This is a genomic window from Sorangium sp. So ce281, from assembly GCF_051527395.1.
Lineage (GTDB): Bacteria > Myxococcota_A > Polyangia > Polyangiales > Polyangiaceae > Sorangium > Sorangium cellulosum_B.
The window spans coordinates 2,968,482-2,990,076 of record NZ_CP150322.1; the positions used below are offsets into that span (position 1 = coordinate 2,968,482).

At 70.2% G+C, this 21,595-nt stretch carries 17 protein-coding genes; 11 read left to right on the forward strand and 6 right to left on the reverse strand.

The window, feature by feature from the left end:
• From WMF27_RS11395 to WMF27_RS11405, 3 genes are all read right to left on the reverse strand, one after another.
• Positions 1-1,674: a DUF1592 domain-containing protein gene (locus WMF27_RS11395; RefSeq protein WP_437768839.1), complete on the reverse strand. Its 1,674-nt coding sequence runs from the start codon at positions 1,672-1,674 to the stop codon at positions 1-3.
• 1,045 nt (positions 1,675-2,719) lie between these two features.
• A complete protein-coding gene (locus WMF27_RS11400; RefSeq protein ID WP_231864794.1) occupies positions 2,720-3,121 on the reverse strand; it encodes a hypothetical protein in 402 nt (133 codons plus the stop codon).
• A gap of 452 nt (positions 3,122-3,573) precedes the next feature.
• Complete coding sequence (locus tag WMF27_RS11405) at positions 3,574-3,825, reverse strand: hypothetical protein (RefSeq protein WP_437768838.1); 252 nt, start codon at positions 3,823-3,825, stop codon at positions 3,574-3,576.
• Between the two features lie 344 nt (positions 3,826-4,169).
• Here WMF27_RS11405 and WMF27_RS11410 point away from each other — a divergent pair, with 344 nt between their 5' ends.
• The 8 genes from WMF27_RS11410 (at position 4,170) to WMF27_RS11445 (ending at position 13,906) form a co-directional block, all read left to right on the forward strand.
• The gene (locus WMF27_RS11410; protein ID WP_437768837.1) at positions 4,170-5,555 is read left to right on the forward strand and encodes a hypothetical protein; all 1,386 of its coding nucleotides are present in this window, start codon (positions 4,170-4,172) and stop codon (positions 5,553-5,555) included.
• A gap of 23 nt (positions 5,556-5,578) precedes the next feature.
• A complete protein-coding gene (locus WMF27_RS11415) occupies positions 5,579-6,088 on the forward strand; it encodes a hypothetical protein (protein WP_437768836.1) in 510 nt (169 codons plus the stop codon).
• A 319-nt stretch (positions 6,089-6,407) separates the two neighbouring features.
• On the forward strand, positions 6,408-7,649 hold the full coding sequence (locus WMF27_RS11420; protein WP_437768835.1) for a methyltransferase: 1,242 nt from the start codon (positions 6,408-6,410) through the stop codon (positions 7,647-7,649).
• A 169-nt stretch (positions 7,650-7,818) separates the two neighbouring features.
• Positions 7,819-8,847 carry an ABC transporter substrate-binding protein gene (locus WMF27_RS11425; RefSeq protein ID WP_437768834.1) on the forward strand — a complete coding sequence of 343 codons (1,029 nt, stop codon included), beginning with the start codon at positions 7,819-7,821 and terminating at the stop codon, positions 8,845-8,847.
• Positions 8,848-9,042: 195 nt separating this feature from the next.
• Entirely contained in the window at positions 9,043-10,209 is a 1,167-nt protein-coding gene (ribB, locus tag WMF27_RS11430) for a 3,4-dihydroxy-2-butanone-4-phosphate synthase (protein WP_437768833.1), read from the forward strand.
• A gap of 60 nt (positions 10,210-10,269) precedes the next feature.
• The gene (locus WMF27_RS11435; RefSeq protein ID WP_437768832.1) at positions 10,270-10,695 is read left to right on the forward strand and encodes a bleomycin resistance protein; all 426 of its coding nucleotides are present in this window, start codon (positions 10,270-10,272) and stop codon (positions 10,693-10,695) included.
• Positions 10,696-11,216: 521 nt separating this feature from the next.
• On the forward strand, positions 11,217-11,450 hold the full coding sequence (locus tag WMF27_RS11440; protein ID WP_437768831.1) for a hypothetical protein: 234 nt from the start codon (positions 11,217-11,219) through the stop codon (positions 11,448-11,450).
• Positions 11,447-13,906 (forward strand): SGNH/GDSL hydrolase family protein, encoded by a 2,460-nt coding sequence (locus WMF27_RS11445; RefSeq protein ID WP_437768830.1) that lies wholly within the window; start codon positions 11,447-11,449, stop codon positions 13,904-13,906. The genes WMF27_RS11440 and WMF27_RS11445 overlap by 4 nt, the downstream gene beginning before the upstream one ends.
• Positions 13,907-14,020: 114 nt before the next feature.
• Here the strand turns inward: WMF27_RS11445 and WMF27_RS11450 are convergent, their stop codons facing one another.
• Both WMF27_RS11450 and WMF27_RS11455 read right to left on the reverse strand, forming a co-directional pair.
• On the reverse strand, positions 14,021-16,879 hold the full coding sequence (locus WMF27_RS11450) for a TonB-dependent receptor domain-containing protein (protein WP_437768829.1): 2,859 nt from the start codon (positions 16,877-16,879) through the stop codon (positions 14,021-14,023).
• Between the two features lie 55 nt (positions 16,880-16,934).
• Positions 16,935-18,671, reverse strand: coding sequence for a protein kinase domain-containing protein (locus WMF27_RS11455; RefSeq protein ID WP_437768828.1), 1,737 nt, complete (start codon positions 18,669-18,671; stop codon positions 16,935-16,937).
• 310 nt (positions 18,672-18,981) lie between these two features.
• On the opposite strand from WMF27_RS11455, the gene WMF27_RS11460 reads away from it, so the two are divergent.
• Together WMF27_RS11460 and WMF27_RS11465 are read left to right on the forward strand one after the other, a co-directional pair.
• Positions 18,982-19,416: a YeeE/YedE family protein gene (locus tag WMF27_RS11460; protein ID WP_437768827.1), complete on the forward strand. Its 435-nt coding sequence runs from the start codon at positions 18,982-18,984 to the stop codon at positions 19,414-19,416.
• On the forward strand, positions 19,413-19,904 hold the full coding sequence (locus tag WMF27_RS11465) for a DUF6691 family protein (RefSeq protein WP_437768826.1): 492 nt from the start codon (positions 19,413-19,415) through the stop codon (positions 19,902-19,904). The genes WMF27_RS11460 and WMF27_RS11465 overlap by 4 nt, the downstream gene beginning before the upstream one ends.
• Before the next feature lie 93 nt (positions 19,905-19,997).
• Here the strand turns inward: WMF27_RS11465 and WMF27_RS11470 are convergent, their stop codons facing one another.
• The gene (locus WMF27_RS11470; protein ID WP_437944145.1) at positions 19,998-21,170 is read right to left on the reverse strand and encodes an amidohydrolase family protein; all 1,173 of its coding nucleotides are present in this window, start codon (positions 21,168-21,170) and stop codon (positions 19,998-20,000) included.
• A 153-nt stretch (positions 21,171-21,323) separates the two neighbouring features.
• On the opposite strand from WMF27_RS11470, the gene WMF27_RS11475 reads away from it, so the two are divergent.
• Positions 21,324-21,470: a hypothetical protein gene (locus WMF27_RS11475; RefSeq protein ID WP_437768824.1), complete on the forward strand. Its 147-nt coding sequence runs from the start codon at positions 21,324-21,326 to the stop codon at positions 21,468-21,470.
• Positions 21,471-21,595 lie beyond the last annotated feature (125 nt).

Genomic DNA, 21,595 nt, shown 5'->3' on the forward strand with positions numbered 1-21,595 from the left:
CTAGTTCCTCCGGTCGATGAAGCTGGGCGACGCGATCACGCCCAGCACCAATTGATCAATCGCGTGCTGTGAGCGCGCAAATTCGTCCACGAGGCGCTCCTTCTCACAGGCGTCGAGCTCCGGTAAGTCGTATCCTGAAGAGTAAGCGGCGAACTGCTGTGCGAAGCAGCTGTAGACATCCGGCTTCTGCGCCAACTCGTCCACAAGCTCCACGAAGTTGGAAAACGCGATTCCGGGAAGCGCATTCTCCTCGCTCGGCAGCGGCAGACTGCCGCTTGCATCGATCGGCTGCTCGTGATCCGTCGTCCTGTAGCGACCGATAGCATCGTAGTTCTCGAGCGCAAACCCGATTCCATCGAACAGATCGTGACAGACGGCGCAGCCCGGACTCGCATGAACGCCGAGTCTTTGCCGGCCCGTGGCGTCCTCCGGGGCAAACCGGCCGGGATTCGGAACACCGCCGGGCGGCAGCGGCACGCGGTGGCATAGGACCTCTGCGCGGACGTAGGCGCCGCGCCCGACGAGGCCCGTATCTTGGCTGTGCGCGTGGCCCCAGAGAAACGGCAGCGAGGTGAAGATGCCTCGGCGTTCCGTCGGATTGAGCTCGCGACGCACCATGGCGTCGCCGGTCACCCCGCTCAAACCGTAGAGCGGAGCGGTGCGCTCGTTCACGAACGCGTACGTGCCCATGAACAGCGAGTCGAAGCGACGATCCGCTCCCTCGTCGAAGAGTACGCTGTTCGTGAGCAGGCGCAACTCTTCCTTCAAATCGGCGGTGAACTCGGGCGCCAACTCGGGCGTTACCATCGGAAAGACGCTGGCCTCTTTCACCGAAGTCGAGAGATTCTCGAGCTCCAGCCACTGCTCGAAGAAGTGGTTCATGGCCGGCGCCGCCTTGTCGCGCGCCTCGAACATGCGCTTGGCCTGCGCCAAGAGCACTGTACGGTCGCGCAGCTCCCCTTGATCCGCGAGCGCGGTGAGCTCAGCATCCGGCGCGCTATCCCAGAGCAGGTACGAGAGCGCCGAAGCGACCTCGTGGTCCGTCAGCGCCGTCACCGCTCCGGTATCCTTCACCGTGCCGAGCTCCGTGCGGTGCAGGCTGTTCGGCGACATGAACAGCGCCTGCACGACGCTCTTGACGCCTCCGGCAGCACCTTCGCCCTGCGCGGCGGTCTTGGCGAAGAGCGCGCTCAAGGAGGTGACTTCAGTCGTCGAGAGCGGGCGGCGCCAGAGCTTTTGCCCCGTTTCGGTGACGAAACCGTCCAGGCAAGGGCCAGGCGCCAAGCTGTCGACGTCGCAAGCGATCCCAAACTTGTCGGGGTTCTGGAGCGCGTGCGCTCCGAGCTCTTCACCGACGGCGAAATATACGTCCGCGAGGAGCGGCGCGATTCGCAGGTCTGAGGCCTGGTTGGCGAAGCCGTCGAGCCTGGCCTCGCTCGGCAGGTTCGCAAGCGCTGCCGGCTGGACGTCGAACTCGTCGCGCAAGGTGTTGGCAAGCTGGGTGTTGGTCAACCGCCAGATGCGCGGTTTGGCCAGCGCAGGGGTGGCGCCACACTCGGCCGCCGGCGGCGTCTCGGTCGCCGGCGCCGCCTCGCCCTCGACTCCCAAGACGCCCGTGCACCCGCTGGCCACGACGACCGCGAGCGGCGCCGCAAGGCCAAACGAGCGGCTCATGAGTGAACGTAGTACACCGATTCGTTTTGCGATTGGCATGGAACGCTCTTGCTAGGCTGAAATGTTAGAGGAAGCTGGGTGAGGCCAGGAAATCCAAACGCGACCCGAACATCGAGCTCCTTGTAGTTGCGTCTCCGTTGATTGTTACAATGGCGGTGTTCGTGATCAAAATCGATGTCGCTCCCGGGTTCAGCGCGAGTCGCCGCGCCACAGCCAGAGCAGCGTCTCGGGCGGCGTCTGCGCGATGACGCCGCCGTCGCCGTGGCGGGCGTCCGCCGTGCGTCGCATTTGGCCCTGAGCCGGACCCGAGCGTCCGAGAACGATCACGATTCGCTCGAGATTTCTCGAGAGGCCGTGAAGAACGTCCATTGAAGTATTTCTGCGCCGGGGGTGGATGCGGCGGACTCGACCGGTTAGGTCACCCGATGAGCCATCGAGTTCCTGCTTGGCCGCGCCATCTCCATGTCGTTCCCCCAACCCCGGGGGGCGAGGAGGACTCCCATGAAGAACTTCCAGGCGCTCCACATCACGAACGCCGCGCCGCTCTGCGTGAGCGTGGTCGCCCCACCGCGGGTCGTTCCATGGGCGCCGTCGCTCCCCGCTCTTGCCCGGGACGGGGTGCTCCACCTTCCCGGGGCCGGCTCTGGATCCGACGAGCCGCATCCCACCAGGCTCAATCCAGCGAGAGCGACGATTTATCGCTGCATATGAACTCACGGCAGCCTCGACGATGTTGGTTGCGTACGGCTGAAAGCTGAGTGAACCGGTGCGTGTGCGGATCGCAGGTGAGGCCTCGCGCTCAGAGCGCCGCATGGCGCGAGCGATGCCCCCGCGAACGCGCCGCTGCACGCGTGCTCGACGACCGAACGAACGTACCTGGTGCCGAGATCGATCCCGATCCCGGGGACGAAGGGCCGGCGCGCACGACAGCCTGTCCAGGGCAAAGCAGAAGGATACCCCGAGAAGGCATTGTGAACGGTCACATTTCGGTGTCAACCGGAAATGGAACGGCGCGAGGAGCGGAGAGGGAGCAGAGAGAGGCGCCTCAGAAGGCGGCGTCGCGGAGCTTCGCCTTGTACTCCGCCTTGTACAGATCGTGGCAGGCCTTGCAGCTCGCCTTGGCGCCGTCGATGTCGCCCTTCTTGGCCTTCTCCGCGCCATCCTTCGAGATCGCGACCCACTTGGGCATCCCGGGCGGCGGCTTCGACGCCACGTATTCCAGCGCCGACGCGATCTTCGCGCCGTCGCCGCTCGTGGTCGCCGACTGCATCACCGTCTTCATCCAGCCCTGCATCGGACAAGCCTTCTGTCCTTTTGCACCGCAGCCAAAATCCTTCCCCTCGGCAACAGAACCGGGGACGTCCGCGGTCCCGTTCGCGGCCCATGCTGCGCCTGCAAAGCCAATGCCGACGCTCATCAACACCGCACTCATCAGCTTCATGCTCATCGACATCCGACGTCTCCTGTCATGTAAGAAGCAACCTCAGCCAAGTCATCGCAGCTCGGAGAATCAGATTGTGAACGTTCACATTTCTGGCGTCAACCAGAATCGGCTGACGCGCGGCTCTCCTCGATCCCGATGGGCGCGCAGCGGCGGCCGGCCGCGGCGCCCGAGCTCCGAGAGGTCCGGCGAGCGCAGGAGCAGCGGGCGAGCTCGCGCTGGACCGCGCGTTCGAGTCACAGCGCACAAGAGCGCCGCGCACAAGAGGCGGCGCCCAGGCACCGGCGGGCTCGCAGCGTCGAGCCGAGCGCCAACCGGCGATGCGCTGCTCGGCCTCGAGCGCGTCGGGCGGGCCGGCGATCAACGCTGTCCGGCGTCCGCCCATGTTGACGCGGCGCGCTGGAGGAGCCCCGCCAGCCTTGCCCTCCATCGGGCTCGGGGATCTCCCCGCGGGCGCATCAATTGGCGTTGACATCGGCCATGTGATCGTTCACATTCCCCTCGACAGGTATCCTTTTGCTTCGCCTCGGGTGGGTCGTCATGCGCACCGAGACTTTTGTCATCTGACCGGTCTCGGCACCGATTCCGTTCGGTCGGTCATCACGGAAGCGATCGCCGATCGATGGTGCTTGGCGTTTTGCCAGGTTCAATGCACTGGAGACCACGGCAAGCCTCGGTTCGGCTGTCGTGAGATCCAGGGTAGTCTCCACCGGAATTCTCCGAGATCCGGCGAGGCGGCCGGACGGCAACTTTGGGTGCAGCGTGACCTATGTTGCGGCGGGCTCTGCTCAGCCCCTCCTCGGGTGCACGGTGTCATCACATCGGCCCCGTCCGGGATCAGGTGCTCCAGGTTCCGTCACACTGCGGGACCTGCTCTGGGTTGACAGACAACTTTTCTATACGACCCCCTGGAAAAGCGACGCTAGGCCAGCAACTTATCCATGCATCGAAGGGGCCGCCTTCACTCCACAGCCTGCGGGAGCTCGTCCAGGTCCCCTGTAGGCTGACGCGCGTGCAAGCCCCGGTTGACGTCTCTGCCGCTAGCGAGAGGCCCGTGCGCAAACCCACCAGAACTACAACGCTGTTCCTTTCCATGAGCCTCTGCGGGCGGATCCTGCTCGGGCTCTCCGCCGCGACCGCCGCGACGTTCGCGCTCGCGCCCGCCACGCTCGCCGCCCCCAAGGCGTCGAAGTCGATCGCGGTGCGCATCGAAGGCCCCAACGCGGATGACATCCGCGAGGACATCCTCGCCATCATGCCGGAGACGCTGGGGGTCGTGGACCCTGACGCGTTCTCGACGTCGCTGAAAGGCGCCGGCCAGACCAAGCCCGTCGGGGACACGCTCGTGTCGAAGGCTCAGCGGAAGAAGGCCATCGACCGCATCCGCAAGGCAGGAAGGGCTGCGAAGGCAGAAGGGGTGATCTACGGCGTCTCGCGGACCAACAAGAAGAAGAAGAAAGAGGTCCACCTCGTCTACGTCGACGAGAACGCTGGCGACCTCGCCGTGGACAGCGCGGTGCCGCTGAGCGGCTCGCGGGACGACCGCAAGAGGGCGCTGGAAGAGCTGCTCGGCCCGACGCTGGCGCAGATCGCGCCGCCGCCCGCACCGCCGCCCGCCGAGGAGGACGAGGTGAAGGGCGACCGGGAAGGCGAAGGCGCGGATGGCGACGGGGGGGACGAGGAGAGGGACGCCGACGAGGGCGGGAAGGGCGGCGAGCGCGAGCCGCACGAGGTCGGCTCGGCGCTCTTCTCGATCGAGCTCGGCGTCGAGTTCGTCGGCCGCTGGTTCGACTACTCCGATCCGCGCACGCAGAACCTCCCGCCCTACAGCGTCTTCGGACAGCCCGCGCTGTCGGTCTCGGGCGAGCTGTACCCGCTCGCGTCGACGGACATCGCGGTGCTCAAGGGCCTCGGGGTCACCGCGGGGTATGCGCGGGCGCTCGGCCTCAACTCGGCGGTGGGCAGCGGCGACCCGGTCAGCACCACCTACGAGCGCATCAACCTGGGGCTCCGGGAGCGGCTGTCGCTCGGCGAGGCGTCCGTGCTCGGGATCTCCGCCGGGCTCCGGTTCCTGACCTTCGAGATCGACGCACCGGCGGACCTCGCCAGGACGGTGCCGAACGTCTCGTACACCCTGTTCCGGGCGGGCCTCGACGGGCGCTTCCCGGTCGGCCCGATCGCGCTGGCGCTGGGCGCCGAGTACATCCTGCCGCTCTCGTCAGGCCCGGTCTACGAGCGGTTCACCGGGGCGAGCGTGCAGGGCATCGGCGCGCTGGCCGGGGTGATGGTCCCAGTCGCGACCGGCATCGAGGCGCGCCTGCTCGTCGAGTACGCCCGGTTCTTCTCGTCGTTCCAGCCCGAGCAGGGCGACGCGTACATCGCAGGCGGGGCCATCGACCAATACCTGGGACTGCGGCTCGCCGGAGCCTACGTCTATTGAGAGAGAGGTAGCACGTGACGTTCATGACTTCCCTTTACGGGCGCGCCGCGCTCACCGCGGCCGCCCTGCTGACCAACGGCGCGCTCCTCCTGAACTGCGCTGGGACCCTGGACGAGGACGAGTTCCCCCTGGACGACCAGGGCAGCGGCGGCACCGACGACCAGGGGGCCGGCGGCGGCACCGCCGCGGTGACCGGCAGCGGCGGCGCCACGACGGGCGGGGGGTCGAGCGGATGCGCCGAAGCGCCGGCCCTGGTCGCGATGAAGTGCGCCACCGCCGGCTGCCATGACGAGAACACCAAGCTGGCGGGCCTCTCGCTGGCCGCCGGGTGGGAGAACACGCTCCGGGGCCAGGCGTCCGTGTGCGGCAACGGCAGCTCGGTGCTCGTCCCGGGCGACCCGGACGCCAGCGCGATCTACACGAAGGTCACGCCGGACCCGCCGTGCAACGACCGGATGCCGTTCGGCGGCGCGGCGCTCAGCGACACCGAGATCGCGTGCATCCGCGACTTCATCGCCGCGCTCCCGCCCTGAGGAAGTGAACGAGCGTCGGGCCGCCACGGCGGCGCGGGCGGTGCGGTCGTCTTCTCGATGAGCCCACCTCGTTGGCGCCCCCGCGGCCAGACGCCACGCTCGTCGCCAAGAGGCCCAATCAGGTGTGGTGCTGGGACATCACCTACCTGAAGAGCGCGGTGCGCGGTGCGCGGTGCGTTCTACTTCCTGTATCTGATCGTGGATGTCTACGGCCGCAAGATCGTAGGTGGGCATGGGGCGAGCTCCCCCGGCGCCGCGCCCGAGGCGCCTTCCTGGCGCGGCGCGGATCCGGTACTCCTCGCCCGCCTCCAGTCCGCGCATGCCCCCACCGACCACGCCGCCCTCCGTCGCCCAGCGCCTCGCGCGCGCCCTCGAGGTGCTCGTGCCGGCGCTCGACATCGTCGAGGCCCGCGTCGATGAGGGCGCGCCGCCGGCCTGGTGCGAGGCGCGGGGCTGGACGGGCTTCCTGCTGGCGCTCTCCGACGCCGAGCTCGCCCGCTGCGAGGCCGAGGGGCTCGCGGCGTGCATCGACGGCCTCGAGGGCGCGCCCCCGAGCCTCGTGGCCCTGGCGCGGGCCGCGGACGAGGCCGCGAGGCTGCCGCGGCGACCGGTCCAGCCGCTCCCGCCGGCGTCGCTGGACGAGCTCCGGGCGGTGCCGGCGCGCAAGCGGCTCCAGCTGGAGGCCCTGCTCGGCGCGGTGGCGCCCATGGCCGCCCGCGCCCGCCGCCTCGTCGACGTGGGGGCGGGGCACGGCCACTTCACCCGCCTGGCCGCCGCGCGCTTCGAGCGGGACGCGATCGGCCTCGAGCGCGAGCCCGACCGGGTGGCCACGGCCTCCGCGCTGGCCGCCGGGGGGCGGGCGCGCTTCGTGGCGTTCGACGCCTTCGAGCAGGCGCTGGCGTTCGCTCCGGACGACCTGGCGGTCGGCCTTCACGCCTGCGGCGAGCTCGGGGACCGCACGGTGACGGCGGCGGCCGAGGCGCCCTGCGACCTGGCGCTCGTCTCGTGCTGCCTTCAGAAGATCGGCGCGCCGGCCCGCGCCCCGCTCTCGGCCGCGGCCAGGGCGGCGGGGCTCGTCCTGAAGCGCGAGGCGCTGGGGCTCACCAACCTGACGGCGCGCCCGGCGGGGGTCGAGGCCAGCCTGGACGAGGAGCTTCTGGCCCGCGAGCGGCGGCACGCGCTGCTGTCGCTGCTCCGCGGCCGCGGGCTCGACGTCGCGCTGGGCGAGGAGATGCGCGGGATCAACCGGCGGCGCGCGCACGGCGGGCTGCGCGAGCTCGCGGCGAGGGCGCTCGCGCTGCGGGGCCTCGGCCCGGCGACCGAGGCCGAGCTCCGCGAGCGCGAGGTCGCGGCGCGCGCGGCGTTCGGCCAGATGCGCCGGCTGACGCTGCCGCGCGCGCTCCTGGCCCGGCTCACGGAGGTCGCGGTCGCGCTGGATCGCGCGACGGCCCTCGGCGAGCGAGGGCACGAGGTCGAGGCGGCGATCGTGTTCGAGCCCGAGGTGACGCCGAGGAACGTCGCGATCTTCGCGAGCGCCAGGCCGGGAGGGCTCGGCGGCTGACGCGGCCCCGCGGCGGGCCGCTCGCCAGCAGCCCTGCGGATCGGGTGCTTCTCCAGCAACAGCGCCGCGCGGCAGACCCTTGATTCCACGGTTCTCATGGAATGGCACGCACGGTGCACATCGCGGCGCCATGCAAAGACGTCAGTTCTTGGGAGGCGCCGCAGCAGCGGTGTCGGCAGCGCTTCTGGCAGGCAGGGCCCGGGCCGCCGGGCCCAGCGTGATCCGCGTCGGGGTGCCCGGCGTCGGCGTGGGCAATCGCCCCGTCACCGGAGGAAGCTTCTTCTCCCTCTTGCACCTCAAGGGGACCCTGGCCGAGGAGTTCAAGAAGGACGGCATCGAGGTGAAGTGGAGCTTCTTCCGCGGCGCCGGCCCCGCCGTGAACGAGGCGGTCGCGAACAACCTGCTCGACATCTGGACCCACGGTCACCTGCCTTCGGTGGTCGGCCGGGCGAGCGGCCTCAAGACGCGGCTCCTGGCCAGCGCCAGCCGGCGCGGACACGCCTACCTCGTGGTGCCCGCCGACTCGCCGATCACCGGCGTCCGGGATCTGCGCGGCAAGAAGGTGGCCTTCCAGAAGGGCACGGCCTCGCAGCTCTCCGCGAACCGGATCCTCGAGGGCCACGGGCTGAGCGAGAGGGACATCCGGTCCATCAGCATGGATGCCTCCACCGCGAAGGCGGCGATCGCCACGAAGGACATCGACGCGGTGTTCGGTGGGACGGACTATCTCTCGCTGCGCGACCAGGGGATCGCGAAGATCGTCTACACGACGAAGGGGGATTCCCCGACCTATCCGAGCAATTCAGGCATCATCGCGCGGGAGGACTTCATCAACGAATACCCCGACGTCGTGCAGAAGATCATCACGCTCGCGGTGAAATCAGCGGCGTGGGTCGCGGACGAGAAGAACCGCACGCAGGCCTTCCAGCTCTGGTCGAAGTCGGGCACGCCCTTCGCGAACTACAAGGAAGCGCAGCAGGGCGAGGACATGAAGCAGAACGCCAGCCCGCTGCTCGACGCCTACGCCATTGCCCGGTACAAGTCGGCGGTCGCCGACTCGAAGAAGTACGGCCTGATCAGGAGCACGTTCGAGGTCGAGCCCTGGACCGATCGGCGCTTCCTCAACCGGGCGCTGAAGGACGCCGGACTCGAGCGCTTCTGGGCCGAGTGGGACGCGAACGGGAAGCCGAAGGGCTGACGGCCTGGGGGCGCGGGCTGCGTCATGCGGCCCGCCTCGCCGGCGCCAGCGACTCGCCTCCGTGATCGCCGGCGCGACGTCGCCGGAGCAGGTGCGCGCGAACGCCGCCGCCCTGGGCTTCCGGCTGACCGGGGCCGATCTGGAAGAGATCGATCGACTGGCGCCGCTCCCGGCCCGCTGAGCGAAGAGGAATCCATGGCTGTTTCGACATCCACGTTGCGTGTTCAGGCTGCCGTCGAGCAGCTCCGGTCCGGTGGCATGGTGATCCTCGTCGACGACGAGGCGCGCGAGGACGAGGGAGATCTCGTCGTCCTGGCGGAGCACGCGACGCCGGCCGCCATCAATTTCATGGCGACCCACGGCCGGGGGCTGATCTGCCTCGCCCTCACCGAGGACCAGGTGGACCGCCTCGGGCTGCCGCTCATGGCGACCCGGCCCGGCGCGCGCCGGTCGACGGCGTTCACGGTGAGCATCGAGGCGCGCGAGGGCGTCACGACCGGCATCAGCGCCCGCGACCGGGCGCGCACGGTCGCTGCCGCGATCGCGCGGGACGCGTCGCCGCGAGACGTGGTGTCGCCAGGGCACGTGTTCCCGCTGCGGGCGCGCCGGGACGGGGTGTTCGAGCGCGAGGGGCACACCGAGGGCGCGGTCGACCTGGCGCGGCTCGCCGGGGCGCTGCCGGCGGCCGTCATCTGCGAGATCCTGAATGACGACGGGACGATGGCGCGCCGCCGGGACCTCGCGCGCTTCGCGGCGCGACAGGGGCTGCCGCTGGTCTCCATCGACGACCTCCTCCGCCACCGGGTGCGGAGCGAGGACGTCGCCGCGCGCGTCCGGAGCGCCCCGTTCCGGCCCGCAGGCCTCAGCGGCGAGTGGCGGGCGCACACGTACACGATACGTCGCGAGAGGCAGCTGCTCCTCCTGACGCACGGCGCGCCGGCGCGCGCCGGTGACACTGTCGTCGTGTACACCCACCGCGCCGCGCTCGTCTCGGACCTCCTCGGCGACGCCCATCTGTTCGACGCCCTGCGAGACATCGAGGCCGCCGGCGCTGGCGCGGTCGTCTATGTGCCCCCGCCGGCCGAGCCGACAGCCGCGCGAGCCGACGTCACCACGGGGCTCGAGCTCGCCGTGGCTGCGCGCGAGCTCGTGGCGCTCGGGGTTCGCCGGGTGACGCTCCTCGACTCGAGGGCGCCCTGGCCCGATGGTCCGAAGAAGGAGATCGACCTCGAGACGGGCGAGCCTGTGACGCTGGTGGGGGTCCACGGCGCGCCGCCGCGGCGCGGGCGGGCAGAGATTTCGGGGCATGCCGGCGCGTCGTCGGTGATCCAGCCCGGCGTGGATGTCTCCGTGGTGAGCTAGGCTCTGCCTGATGAACCGCGGCTCCGCGCGAGCCATCGGTCGATCTCGAGGGGAAGGACCATGAACGGGCAGAAGCTCATACCGGAGCTCGACGTGGCGGATCTCGGCGCCTCGCTCGGCTTTTACGTTGGTGTCATCGGCTGCACGCTGCGGTACGAGAGGCCCGAGGAGCGATTTGCCTTCATCGACCTCGAGGGCGCGCAGCTCATGCTGCAGGAGGCGGCGGGGCCGGGCCGCAGGTTCCGCACCGCGCCGCTGGAGCATCCTTACGGACGCGGCGTCAATTTTCAGATCGAGGTCGCCGACGTCACGCCGCTGTACGAGCGCGTGCGCGCAGGCGGCTTCCAGATCGTGATCCCCTTCGAGGAGAGGTGGTACCGCGAGGGCGACACGGAGCTCGGCAACCGCCAGTTCGTCGTCGCCGACCCCGACGGCTATCTCCTGCGGTTCTTCACCGACCTGGGCCAGCGCCCTCTGCGCTCTTGATCGCTCTCTCCGCGTGTCAGAAATCCGGCCATGGATCTGTCGCGCGAGCGAAGAGAGATTGGACGCAAAAATACAAATAATCTGCTCTTTTGTGCGTCTTTGCGTCTTTGCGTCTTTGCGTCTTTGCGTTGAAATCTCTCTCCGGATCCCTGGCTGGACCTCAGGCGGGCGAAACTAGGGATAGCTGACGGTGATCTCGGCGAGGAACGTCCTGCCGTTCTGCTGGCTCGTGGCCGAGAGGTAGCTCTCCGCGGCCGGGTAGTCGTCCCGCGCATCCATCGCGTTGTAGATGCCGGTGATTGTACCCAGGTTCGCGGGGCTGTATCAGAGGAGGCGGACGACATGGCCACGCGCCATGGGGGCGTGGCGCCGAACCTGAGCAAGGGTGGCCCTCTGCCCCCGCGCGCTCGGGAGGCCCCTCCGTCGCCGCCTCCGCCGACCCCCACCACGCCGGCGCCCCGGCATCGGACGCCTGACGGGCGACCTCGACAGGATTGGCACTCTATAGTAGACAACGTGCCATGGCAGATCTTGACTCAATCGGTGTGCCGCCGGATGGGGAGGAGCTCGAGCTCCCCGATCCCATCCCGGCGGAGGGTGTCGATGCTCGATGTCGCGCGATCGAGATCGTCGAAGGTCCGCAGCTCGGAGTCCTGGCGGTCATCACCGAGGGGTCCGCGGGAGCGACGCGCACGTGGACCCACGTCGGCCCGGGCTGGGAGCATGCCTGTCAGCTCGTGCGGAGCAACACGTGAGCCTCGCGTACCCGGCCGGGCTGCACGTGGATCGGAACTCGCTCGGCCCCGGGCGAATCGAGTCGATGGCCTGGCACGTGGAGCGGCCGAACCTGGCCCCGCGGTGCCTGCCCCTGACGGGGGTCGACGCCGACGGGCAACGCAGCCTGATCTGGGTGAACCACGACCAGGCTGCGCCGGACGGCGCGATGAAGGAGCGCTGGTTCGCTGTCCCGTCCGAAGTCCCCGCGGTGCGCCTCGAGCTCGACAGGGTGTCGCTCCCGTCGGGGGTCGGGAGCTCCGGCGCGTTCCAGCTCCAGATCCTGGACGCGGTGGGCTCCTCCGTCCTGATGTCGGCGTCGTTCACGCCCACGAGCACCCCGACGGACTGCATCACGCCATCGCTCGCGGTCACCGCGGGGCTGTCGTACCGCGCGCGGGTCGTCGTTCGCAGCGGCGCGACGCAGGCCACGTTCCTGTGCGGCAGGCTCCGCATTCGCCCGGTGGGCGCCACGGGGGTCCTCTACCCCGACTTCTACCGTCTGGACGTGCACCCGGCGCTGCTCCACGGCTCCAGCGAGGCGGGGCATGAAAAGCTCACTGCCTGGCGCAACCCGCGACATCTCGAGATGTCCAACCTGGCGTATTACGCGTTGTCCACCGACACCGACGTCTTTGACGTCGAGTATTACGACACGGTGAACCGACGAAACGGAAACCGCTCCTATCCGTCCGTCTGGGCCGACGGCGAGCCCATCGATCCGGTGCTCCCCGTGGCGTGGAACTCGACCACGTTCAGCAGGGTGAGCGTCCCGGCCGCGCGCAGCACCGTGCCGCGCAAGGTCAGAGTCTATTCTGGTCCTCAGATGGCATCACCGTACACGGCGTCGCTGGTCGCCATCCGTGGCGAGAACATCGGCGTTTTCCCTGCTGGGATCTACGTGCCAGGCGCATCGATGTTCGATGTCACACCTCCCCGGGCTCGCGTGATCATCGCCATCGTCGATTCGAAGGGCGCGGGCGCGTACACCGCGTTCTCTGGCATGACGTCGTGGCAGCTCCAGATGCAACGCAAGGGCCTCGAGTTCATGACCCATGGCAGCGGTGGGGATGGCCTCGTGCATCTTACCGGGACGGCGACGCCTTCCGTTGCTGCGTGCCGTGCGCTCGCCAGGAAGATTCTGGCGAACCGTCCCGACGAGGTGATTGTCCAGATCGGAAGGAACGACTTCGCCAACCGGAAGACGACGGCCGCGAACGTGGTTCAGTTCAAGGTGGACCTTGCGAACGCGATCAAAGAGGCCGATCCGCGCGTGGTGGTGCGCGCCATGACCTACACGCGCGAGGTGACCGAGAACGACGTCGACGGCACGTCCTGGGACGCGCAGCGCGATGCGGAGGCGGCGGCGGTTGCCGCGCTCGCTCCGTGGGGCGAGGTGATCTATGCCGATTCCGCGTGGACGGCGGAGGCGGCGGCTGCGCACAACGCGGTGGACACCATTCATCCCAACGAAAAGGGGCAGGAGAAGATGACGGCGGTATGCGCCGGGGACGCCTTCCCGTTCAGCCCAAACCATCTTCCGGGGCTCTTTACCTGGGTCAAAGCTGGGTTTGACCTCCCCGGTGGAACCGTGACCGGGACGCCCACCGGCTTCGGCTCCTCACCGCCTGCCCTGACCGCTGCCGGCACGTCGACGGTCACTGGCTTGCTTCATGTCGAGATGGTCCTGGGGGGGCCGCGCGGCACCGCGAGGTTCGACTGGAGCATTCACGGCGGTGGCGTGTGGGCAGAGAATAATGTCCTGGTGCCGTCCAACGGCGTTGTTGCGCTTGGTACGACTGGGATCACGCTCACGTTCCCTTCTGCCACGTACAGCAACCTGCATTATTGGAGGTTGCCGCTCGGGATTGGCCAGGCCGTTGACCGGAGCGGGAACTCGAGACACTGGACGATCCAGTACGCAGCGAGCCCCGCAGCATTCGAGATCGACAGCCTCAACCACAAACCGGCGATCTCGTTTTCTAACATCCTGCAACAGTATCGCCTGAACGGGATTTCTCTCGCCGCGCCTTACGCCCTGTTCGCCGTATTCAAGAAGAATTCCACGGCTTTCGGTGCCATTATCGGAAGGACAAGCGTTGGCTCAGGGGCGCTGTTCTACAACAACACGCCCACCTCGTTGGCCTTCAGCGACGGCGCGGTGACCAGACAGGTCGCCGGGTATAACCCACTCGTGGCGCACGCTGTGGGCGTGATCGTGAATGGGGCCAGCTCAGCGATCATCATCGACGGCACTTCGACCACGGTCTCGCTGAACAACGTGACGGTGACCGGGCTTACGCTCGGCGGAGACAGCCAGAGCAGCTTCCCGCATGACGGCACCATCCTGGAGGCGCTCGCGGTCTCCGGCGTCCCCTCGGCGAGCGCGGTCAGGAACCTGTTCCGCCGCTTCCGGCACGAGTACAGCACCCCGTAACGGCGGCGCCTGGCAGGCCGTTCGCTCTTTTCCGCGTGGCTCGTGCGTGTCCGCGTGGTCAGCATCTCCGGGCCGCTGCAGACCCGCGCGCAGCAGCACATTGGACGCGCGGAACTAGGGATAGCTGACGGTGATCTCGGCGAGGAAGGTCCTGCCGTTCTGCCGGCTCGTGGCCGAGAGGTAGCTCTCCGCGGCCGGGTAGTCGTACCGCGCGTCCATCGCGTTGTAGATGCCGATCACATAGCGGCTGTGGAAGCGCTGGAGCTCCCCGGACACCGTGAGATCCGCGACGATCGCGCCCGCTGTCTCGTCGGCCGAGCTGCGGCCGATGCGCCGGGGCGCCTCCAGGTTGATCCGGAGCCCCGCGGCGGCGAGCCGCTCCACCACCGGGACGACGCCGCGAAACGACGCGAGGTGCTCCGGCGCGTTGATCAGCCGCTCGCCGCGCCTGAGCTCGCCGCGCTGGTAGCCGTACGTCGCCGCGAGCATCCAGCCCTGGCGCCACTCGCGGCGGAGCTCGACGTCACACCCCGCCACGAACGCGTCTCGACGGCTGTTCACGTAGCGCACCACGCCGGGCACGCCGGGGCGGTCCTCGGCGGAGGTGATCCGGTCCGACAGCTTGCTCGCGTGGGCGGCGCCGAGCGCGGTCCAGTCGTCGCCGAGGCGCTGCGAGTACTCGATCTCGGCGGAAGCGATGGACTCCGGCTTGAGCACGAGGCCCCGCGCGGGGTCGACGGCGGGCACCTGCGTCTTGCCGTCGGTGTAGAACTGCTCGGAGATGCTCGGGGCGCGGAAGGCGCGCCCGCCCATGATCTTCAGGACCCCTCCCGGCGCAGGCCGGAGGATGACCGCGGCGCGCGGCACGACGATCGGCGCGAACGTGCTGTAGACGTCGAGGCGCGCGCCCCACGAGAGGCGGACCCAGGGGGCGGGCGAGCTGTCGAAGATGAGGTAGCCGGCGCCGAAGCGGTACGGCACGGGCTTCGTGTGCGCGCGGCCGTCCGCGAGCACGCTGCTCAGCGTCGCCTCGGCGTGCTCCTGCACCTCGCCGCCGCCGGTGACCCTCAGCCAGGGGAGCGGCGTCCACGCCGCCCTGAGCTCGCCGCCCAGCCAGGTGCCGTGCTGCTGCTCGAAGACCGTCCCCTCGTCGAACGCGTAGGCGCCGCGCCAGACGAAGCGGTTCACGTGGGCGCGCGCCATGAGCTGAAGGTCGTGCGTGAGCCGCGGCTCGAAGCGCACCTCGGCCATCATGTGCGCGTCCTCGTAGCTCGTCCCGAGGTCGTTGAGCCGCGTGCCCACGTAGCCGATCGGGACGAGCTGCTCGCGCGTATGGTACATCCACTGCGCCGTGAACGGCCCGTACCAGGCGCGCCCGGACGTGCCGCCGGCCCGGAAGGTCTCGGCGCGCTCGGCGATCTGCACGCGCGGCCCCTCGCCCGGGTCCCGCAGCGCCACCGGGACGTCGAACCCGTCGGAGCGCGCCCCGGAGACGCTCGCCTGCACGCCCGCGTCCCTGCGGGCGTTGTAGTGGAACCCGGCGCGCGCGTGGCCCACGCCGTCGTAGTAGGTGCCGGCCGCCACGTGCGCGCTCGTGGGCTCGTCGCGCCCGCGCGGGACGAGGTTGACGATGCCCGAGAGCGCGCCCGTGCCGTAGAGCAGCGAGCCAGGGCCGCGGACGACCTCGATGTGATCCACGTCGTGGAGGTCGTCGCGCGCGTCGGAGCCCACGAACGCGGCGTTCAGCACGTTGTCGTTCGTCGAGTGGCCGTCGGAGAGGACGAGGAGCCGGTTGCCGTAGTCGAGCGGCTCGCCGAGCCCGCGGATCCCGGCCGAGTAGACGACGTGATCGTTCGAGAGGTAGATGCCGCGCGTGCCGCGCAGCGCCTCGGCGATGGTCGGGTACCCGAAGGCGCGCAGCTCGTGCTGCTCGATGACGCTGATGGACGCGGGCGCGTCCTCCAGGCGCTCGAGGACGCGCGAGGCCGACGACACCTCCCGGAGCGGCGCCAGCGTGACGTCGCGCAGCTCCGCCTGCTGGCCGGCCGTCACCTCGATCGTCCGCTCGACGGGCGCGAAGCCGCGCAGGCTGACGCGGACGCGGCGCCGGCCCACGGGGACGCCCTGGATCACCGACGGCGTGAAGCCCATGGGGCGGCCGTCGATCTCGACGAGGGCGTCGGGCTCGTCGGCGCGCACGAGGATCGAGCCGGTGAGCGGGCTGAGCGTCGCCGTGATCGGCACGGTCTCGTGCGCGGCGACGGTCAGCGGCTGCGGCGCCGCCTCGAAGCCCGGGCGCGAGAAATGGAGCACGTGGCGGCCCGGCGGCAGGTCGAGATCGCACGGGGCGGTGCACGCGGGCGGCGCGCCGTCGTGGTCGACGTGCACGGTGGCCTCGCTCGCGCCGCGCACGTCCACCCGCACGGTGCCCACGATGCGGCGGAGCACGATGAGGACCTCCTTGCTCTGCCCCAGCTTCACGGGGACGTCGTCCACGGCCACGGGCTCGTAGCCCGCGAGCTCGACGAGGATCCGGTAGCGCCCCTCGGCCATGGCGAGCCGGCGCGGCGCCGTGCCGCGCGCGCCGAGGTCCTTGCGATCGACGTAGATCCTGGCCCCCGGCGGCGACGTGACGATCTGGAGCACGGCCACGCGCGGCGCGATCCGCTGGAGCGCGGCCTGGACCTCGGCGACGACCTCCGGGTCGGCCTCGCCCTCGAGCGCGTCGTCGTAGTACCGGTGCGCGTCCGCGAAGCGGCCCAGCTCCTCGTAGGTGAGCGCGATGTTGAAGACGACGTTGCGGTTCGGCACGAGCCGGTTCGACGCGAGGAAGTGCTCGAGGGCGGTCTGGAACTGCCCCTGCTTGTAGAGGTCGCGGCCCAGCTCGAAGTGGAGGTCGGCCTCGTCGGCCTGGCCCTCGCCGTCGGCGCGGGCGGCGGGGGCCTGGAGCAGGGCGCCTGCGAGGAGAGGCACCGCGGCGAGCCTCCATAGGCGAGCGCGCGTGCTCGAGGGCGCTCGACGCATGCCGCTAGCGGTGCTCGCGCAGGCGCGTCGCCTTCGTCGGCGCCGGCTCGCTGCTGGCCGGGTACGGCGACGACGGCGCGAGCACCGCGCGCGGGCGGCCCGCCCTCGCCGAGCCGAGCGGCGCGAGCGCGGCGCCGGCCGTGGCGAACCCGCTCGCCGCGGCGGCCGCCGCGGCCGCGGGCGGCGAGGCGACCTCCGACGGCGGGAGGGACGAAGGCCCGGGATCCTCGCGCGAGGGCGCGGAAAGCTCGCCCTGCGCCGGCGCGACCGCCTCGCCGTCAGGCGGCGCGCCCGGGGCCGGCGCCGCGCCGCGCCCGAGCCACGCGGTCGCCGCCATGCCCCCGAGGAGCGCGACGAGCGCCGCCGCCGCGAGGGGCGCGACCATGCTTCGCCGGCGCCGCCCCTGTGGATCCGCTGCGGCGACGCGCTCGCCCCGTCCGGACGGCGCCGCCGTCGGCGCCAGCGACTCGTCCAGGGGCAACGCGTGCACGGAGGGAGGTCCGGCGGCCGACGTCTGCGCGGGCGGCACCGAGGGCGAGGCCGCCGCGGTGAGCGTGAGAGGAACGGCGGACACCCGCGCGGGCGGCATCGATGGCGAGGCCGCCGTCGCGAGGGCGGGCGGAGCGACGGACGCCTGCGTGGGTGGCATCGAGGAGGCGCGCTCCTTCGCCTGCTCGCTCAAGCTGTGCCGGGACCCACGCGTGGGGCCGATCGGCCCGGTCAGGGTCTCGGCTTCCTCGTCGATGGCCCGCGGGCGGTCCGGCGCCGGCGGCGCGTCGACGACCTCGTTCCCCATCGCCCTGCGCAGGATGCGCGCCACCGTCTGGCGCGCGGACTCCGACCCGAGCGGCTCGAGCAGCGTGGCCAGCTCGGCGATCGTCTGGGGACGGCGCGCCGGATCCTTCTCGAGGCACATCAGGATGACCCACTCGAGCGGGAGCGGGATCTCTGGCCGGTGGCTGCGCGGGGGCACGGGCACGTCGGTCACGATGCTGACGAACAGCGCCGAGACGGACTCGGTCTCGAACGGCAGCCGCCCTGTCAGGAGCTGATAGAGCGTCATGCCGAGCGCCCAGATGTCGCTGCGGGCGTCCACCGTCCGCGTGCTGCGGATGTGCTCCGGCGACATGTAGCGGGGGGAGCCGAGCACCACGGCCGATGCGGTCAGCTGCGCGTTCAGGCCGAGCACGCCCTCCTCGGACGCCTTCGAGATGCCGAAGTCGAGCACCTTGATCAGGGTCGAGCCGTCCTTGCGGCTCGCGAGGAAGAGGTTGCCCGGCTTGAGGTCGCGATGGACGATCCCGAGCGAGTGCGCCTCGGCGAGCGCCTCGCAGGCCTCGATCACGTAGCTGACCGCCTGCTCCACGGGCAGCGGGCCCCGCGATTCGAGCAGCGCCTCCAGATCGATGCCATTCAGGTACTCCATCACGAAATAGGGCAGATCGTCGTCGGTCTGCCCCACATCGATGACGCGCGCGATGTGCTCGCTGGCGATCGCCGCCGCGGCCTGCGCCTCCCGGAAGAAGCGCTCCGTGGCGCCGGGCGTGGTGCGCCCCTCGGGCAGCAGGAACTTCAGCGCGACGCGGTGGCGCAGCGAGAGGTGGTGCGCCGCGACGACGATCCCCATGCCGCCGCGGCCGAGCACCCGCTCGATGCGGTACTTGCCGCCGACGACATCCCCGACGCGCGGAATCCTGCGCCATGAAGCCGGTTCCGCCGCGTCCGAGCCTGCGTGGGCCATCGGCCGTCAGTATACACCAGCACCTCTGGGACCCGGCACAATCTCGGCTGTCCGCCGGCGCCGTGTGCGATACGCCCGCTCCCAGCCCCACCCGCTCTGTCGGGCGGCGATCCAGGCGGGGTGTGGCGCCGCGCGCTCGCAGCAGCGGTTGCGCGGCGAGCGGTGGCGGACGGGGCAGGGGGCGCGCGAGCCGGCGGGCCGGCCGACAACCGCCGAGCGGGCTCCGGGATTGCGCACCGCGTGGTGGTTCGTCTTCCGTGGATGACGCGCATTGCTATGCTGGCCACCGGTTTTTCAGCGAGGTCACATCGTGAATGAATTCACCGTGATGGGCCCCCTCCTCGGTGGCGCCCTCATCGGCCTGGGCGCGTCTCTCCTCCTGCTCTTCAACGGGAAGGTCGCTGGCATCAGCGGCATCGTCGGAGGGCTCCTCTTCCGGAAGCCTGGCGATACCGCCTGGCGCGCGGCGTTCGTCGCGGGCCTCCTCCTCGGCGGCCTCGCGCTCGTCGCCGCGCACCCGCTCGCCTTTCCCTCCGCGGGGGGCGGCGGGTCGCTCGGCCTCGTGATCGTCGCCGGGTTGCTCGTCGGCTGGGGCACGCGGCTCGGCAACGGGTGCACGAGCGGCCATGGAGTCTGCGGCTTCAGCCGTCTGTCGGTCCGGTCGCTCGTCGCCACGCTGACGTTCATCGCGACCGCGGCCATCACGGTGTACGTCAGCCGGCACCTGCTCGGGGGGGCGCGATGAGGCAGGGCGCGGTCGCGTTCCTCGCCGGCCTGCTGTTCGCCGTGGGGCTCGGCGTCTCCGGCATGACCCAGCCGTCCAGGGTCATCGGCTTCCTCGACGTGGCCGGCGGCTGGGACCCGAGCCTCGCGTTCGTGATGGCCGGCGCGGTATCCGTGCACTTCCTGGCCTACCGCGCCCTTCGCTGGCGGCGGCGCGGGGGCGGCGTCGATGCGGCCGGCTCCGCCCGTGCGCCGCGGTTTCCCCTCCTGGCCGATCGCGCGGACGTCCCGACCCGCGTCGACATCGACGCGCGCCTCGTCGCTGGCGCCGCGCTGTTCGGCGTCGGCTGGGGTCTCGCCGGGTACTGCCCGGGGCCGGCGCTCGTCTCGCTGGCGACCGGATCGAGCGCCGTGCTCGCGTTCGTCGCGGCGATGGCCGTCGGCATGGCGGTCGAGCGTTTCACCTCGGCCAGGGGGAGGGCGGAGACGAGCGAGCAGGCGACGAAATGAACGGCAAGTGAAACAACGCTTGTGACCGGCGGAACGGCGCATAACGCGTGTCGCGCCGGACGGAACATCGTGTGTCGCGCCGGGCGCCGAGCGTCACGGGGGCGCCGCGAGCCGATCGGGATCTGCAGGCCAGAGCAGGCGGCGCGCGTTGTCGCGGTAGATCTTCTGCAGCACGGGTGCGGGCAGGTGTATACCGTAGATCCTCCAGAACCCCTGGCGTCCGTTCGCGGCCTCGGTGTCGAAGTAGTCGTCCTCGGTCTCCAGGAAGCGCGCATAGACCTCGTAGCCCGCGGTCCTGGCGCTCTTGAGGTCGGTGCCGAAGAGCACGCGGTCCTGGTAGCGCACGAAGAAGCGGAGCGCCGCGCGCGGCTGCCGGCCCAGCTCGCTGACGCTTGCCGACATGTCGACCTGCAGATTGGGGAAGCGATCGAGCCAGCCCGCGAGCTGCTTCAGGTCTTCGGACGAGCTGGCCATGTGCGCGCCCACGAAGGTGATGTCGGGGTGGCGCTCGAGCACGCGGTTGCGCTCCTCGAAGAGCCGCGCGCGCGTTGGAAAGCGCGTCCTGTCCGCGAATGACCAGCTCGGGAACTCGTGCAGCTCGTGCCAGCGCTCGTTCTTCGCGTCCAGCGGGGCGAAGAACGCCGCCGGGTCGGCCACGTGCCAGAGCACGGGCCGGCGGTAGCGCGCGCACGTGCGCCAGACCGGCTCGAGCTCCGGGCTGTCGAGCGCGACGCGCCGGCCCTCGGGCGTGCGCACCGTGAGCCCGAGCTCCTTGAAGATCTTGAGCCCCTGGGCCCCGGCCTCGAAGTCGGTCGCGAGCTGCGCGGCCACGCGCTCGCCCCAGCCCGGCGCGCCCACGAGCGTGAGGTCGAGGTTGGCATAGGTCAGGAAGCGCCCTGGATAGGCGCGGTCGAAGCGCTCGAGCTCGCGCACCAGGCGCTTGCCCGAGGAGCCGTCGAGGTTGACCAGGGTCTCGACGTGGAGCGCGTCCATGCGCGCGACCTCGGCCGCCACGTCGACGACCCGGTGCAGGTGCGTGTGGACATCGACGGCGGGCACGGCCAGGTGGGTGATCGTGGTGCGCTCGAGCGCCAGAAGCGGTATGGGCTGCCAGTCCGCGAGCCGCAGCGCCGCGATGTCGGCGGGCCGCGACGGCGCCGCGCGTGGCGCGGCCGGGTCGTGAGCGCACGCGGCTGGGAGGAGGAGAACGAGCATGAGCGCTGCGATGTCCGCGCTGGACACGAGGCGACCTCTGGACGCGAGCATGACCGAGCATAGCGCGCAGGAGGCCGCGCTCGGCGATGAGCGCCTCGGCAGATCACCGAATCGGTGTGATATGCTGCGGGGCGCAGGCGGAACGGAAGGAGGCAACGTGCTTCGACTTCACTTGGCTCTTGCGACCCCATCCAGTCGAACGAGATGGCTTCCTCGACCCCGCTGGATCTACAGACCGTCGAGACCGTGAGCTGGACGAGCGCGCCAGGCCAGACATCCTACCTGGTGGTGGACGGCTACGCCGGGGCCGAAGGCAGCTACACCCTGTCGGTCGACTGCACGTGTCGATGATTCGACCGCTCCAATCGCGCCGGTCCTGCACGGCGGATACAATGAAGTGGTTGACAGCGACCGAGCTCTTCTGATTTAGGACATCGGGGGGCATCATCACAATAGGGACGGCGGGACGTGCTGTT

Bases quoted from the DNA above. Each gene is read 5' to 3' on its own strand.
- WMF27_RS11395 (WP_437768839.1), bottom strand. From the start codon at position 1,674: ATGAGCCGCTCGTTTGGCCTTGCGGCGCCGCTCGCGGTCGTCGTGGCC.
- WMF27_RS11400 (WP_231864794.1), bottom strand. From the start codon at position 3,121: ATGAGCATGAAGCTGATGAGTGCGGTGTTGATGAGCGTCGGCATTGGC.
- WMF27_RS11415 (WP_437768836.1), top strand. From the start codon at position 5,579: ATGACTTCCCTTTACGGGCGCGCCGCGCTCACCGCGGCCGCCCTGCTG.
- WMF27_RS11420 (WP_437768835.1), top strand. From the start codon at position 6,408: ATGCCCCCACCGACCACGCCGCCCTCCGTCGCCCAGCGCCTCGCGCGC.
- ribB (WP_437768833.1), top strand. From the start codon at position 9,043: ATGGCTGTTTCGACATCCACGTTGCGTGTTCAGGCTGCCGTCGAGCAG.
- WMF27_RS11435 (WP_437768832.1), top strand. From the start codon at position 10,270: ATGAACGGGCAGAAGCTCATACCGGAGCTCGACGTGGCGGATCTCGGC.
- WMF27_RS11440 (WP_437768831.1), top strand. From the start codon at position 11,217: ATGGCAGATCTTGACTCAATCGGTGTGCCGCCGGATGGGGAGGAGCTC.
- WMF27_RS11455 (WP_437768828.1), bottom strand. From the start codon at position 18,671: ATGGCCCACGCAGGCTCGGACGCGGCGGAACCGGCTTCATGGCGCAGG.
- WMF27_RS11465 (WP_437768826.1), top strand. From the start codon at position 19,413: ATGAGGCAGGGCGCGGTCGCGTTCCTCGCCGGCCTGCTGTTCGCCGTG.
- WMF27_RS11470 (WP_437944145.1), bottom strand. From the start codon at position 21,170: ATGCTCGCGTCCAGAGGTCGCCTCGTGTCCAGCGCGGACATCGCAGCG.
- WMF27_RS11475 (WP_437768824.1), top strand. From the start codon at position 21,324: ATGGCTTCCTCGACCCCGCTGGATCTACAGACCGTCGAGACCGTGAGC.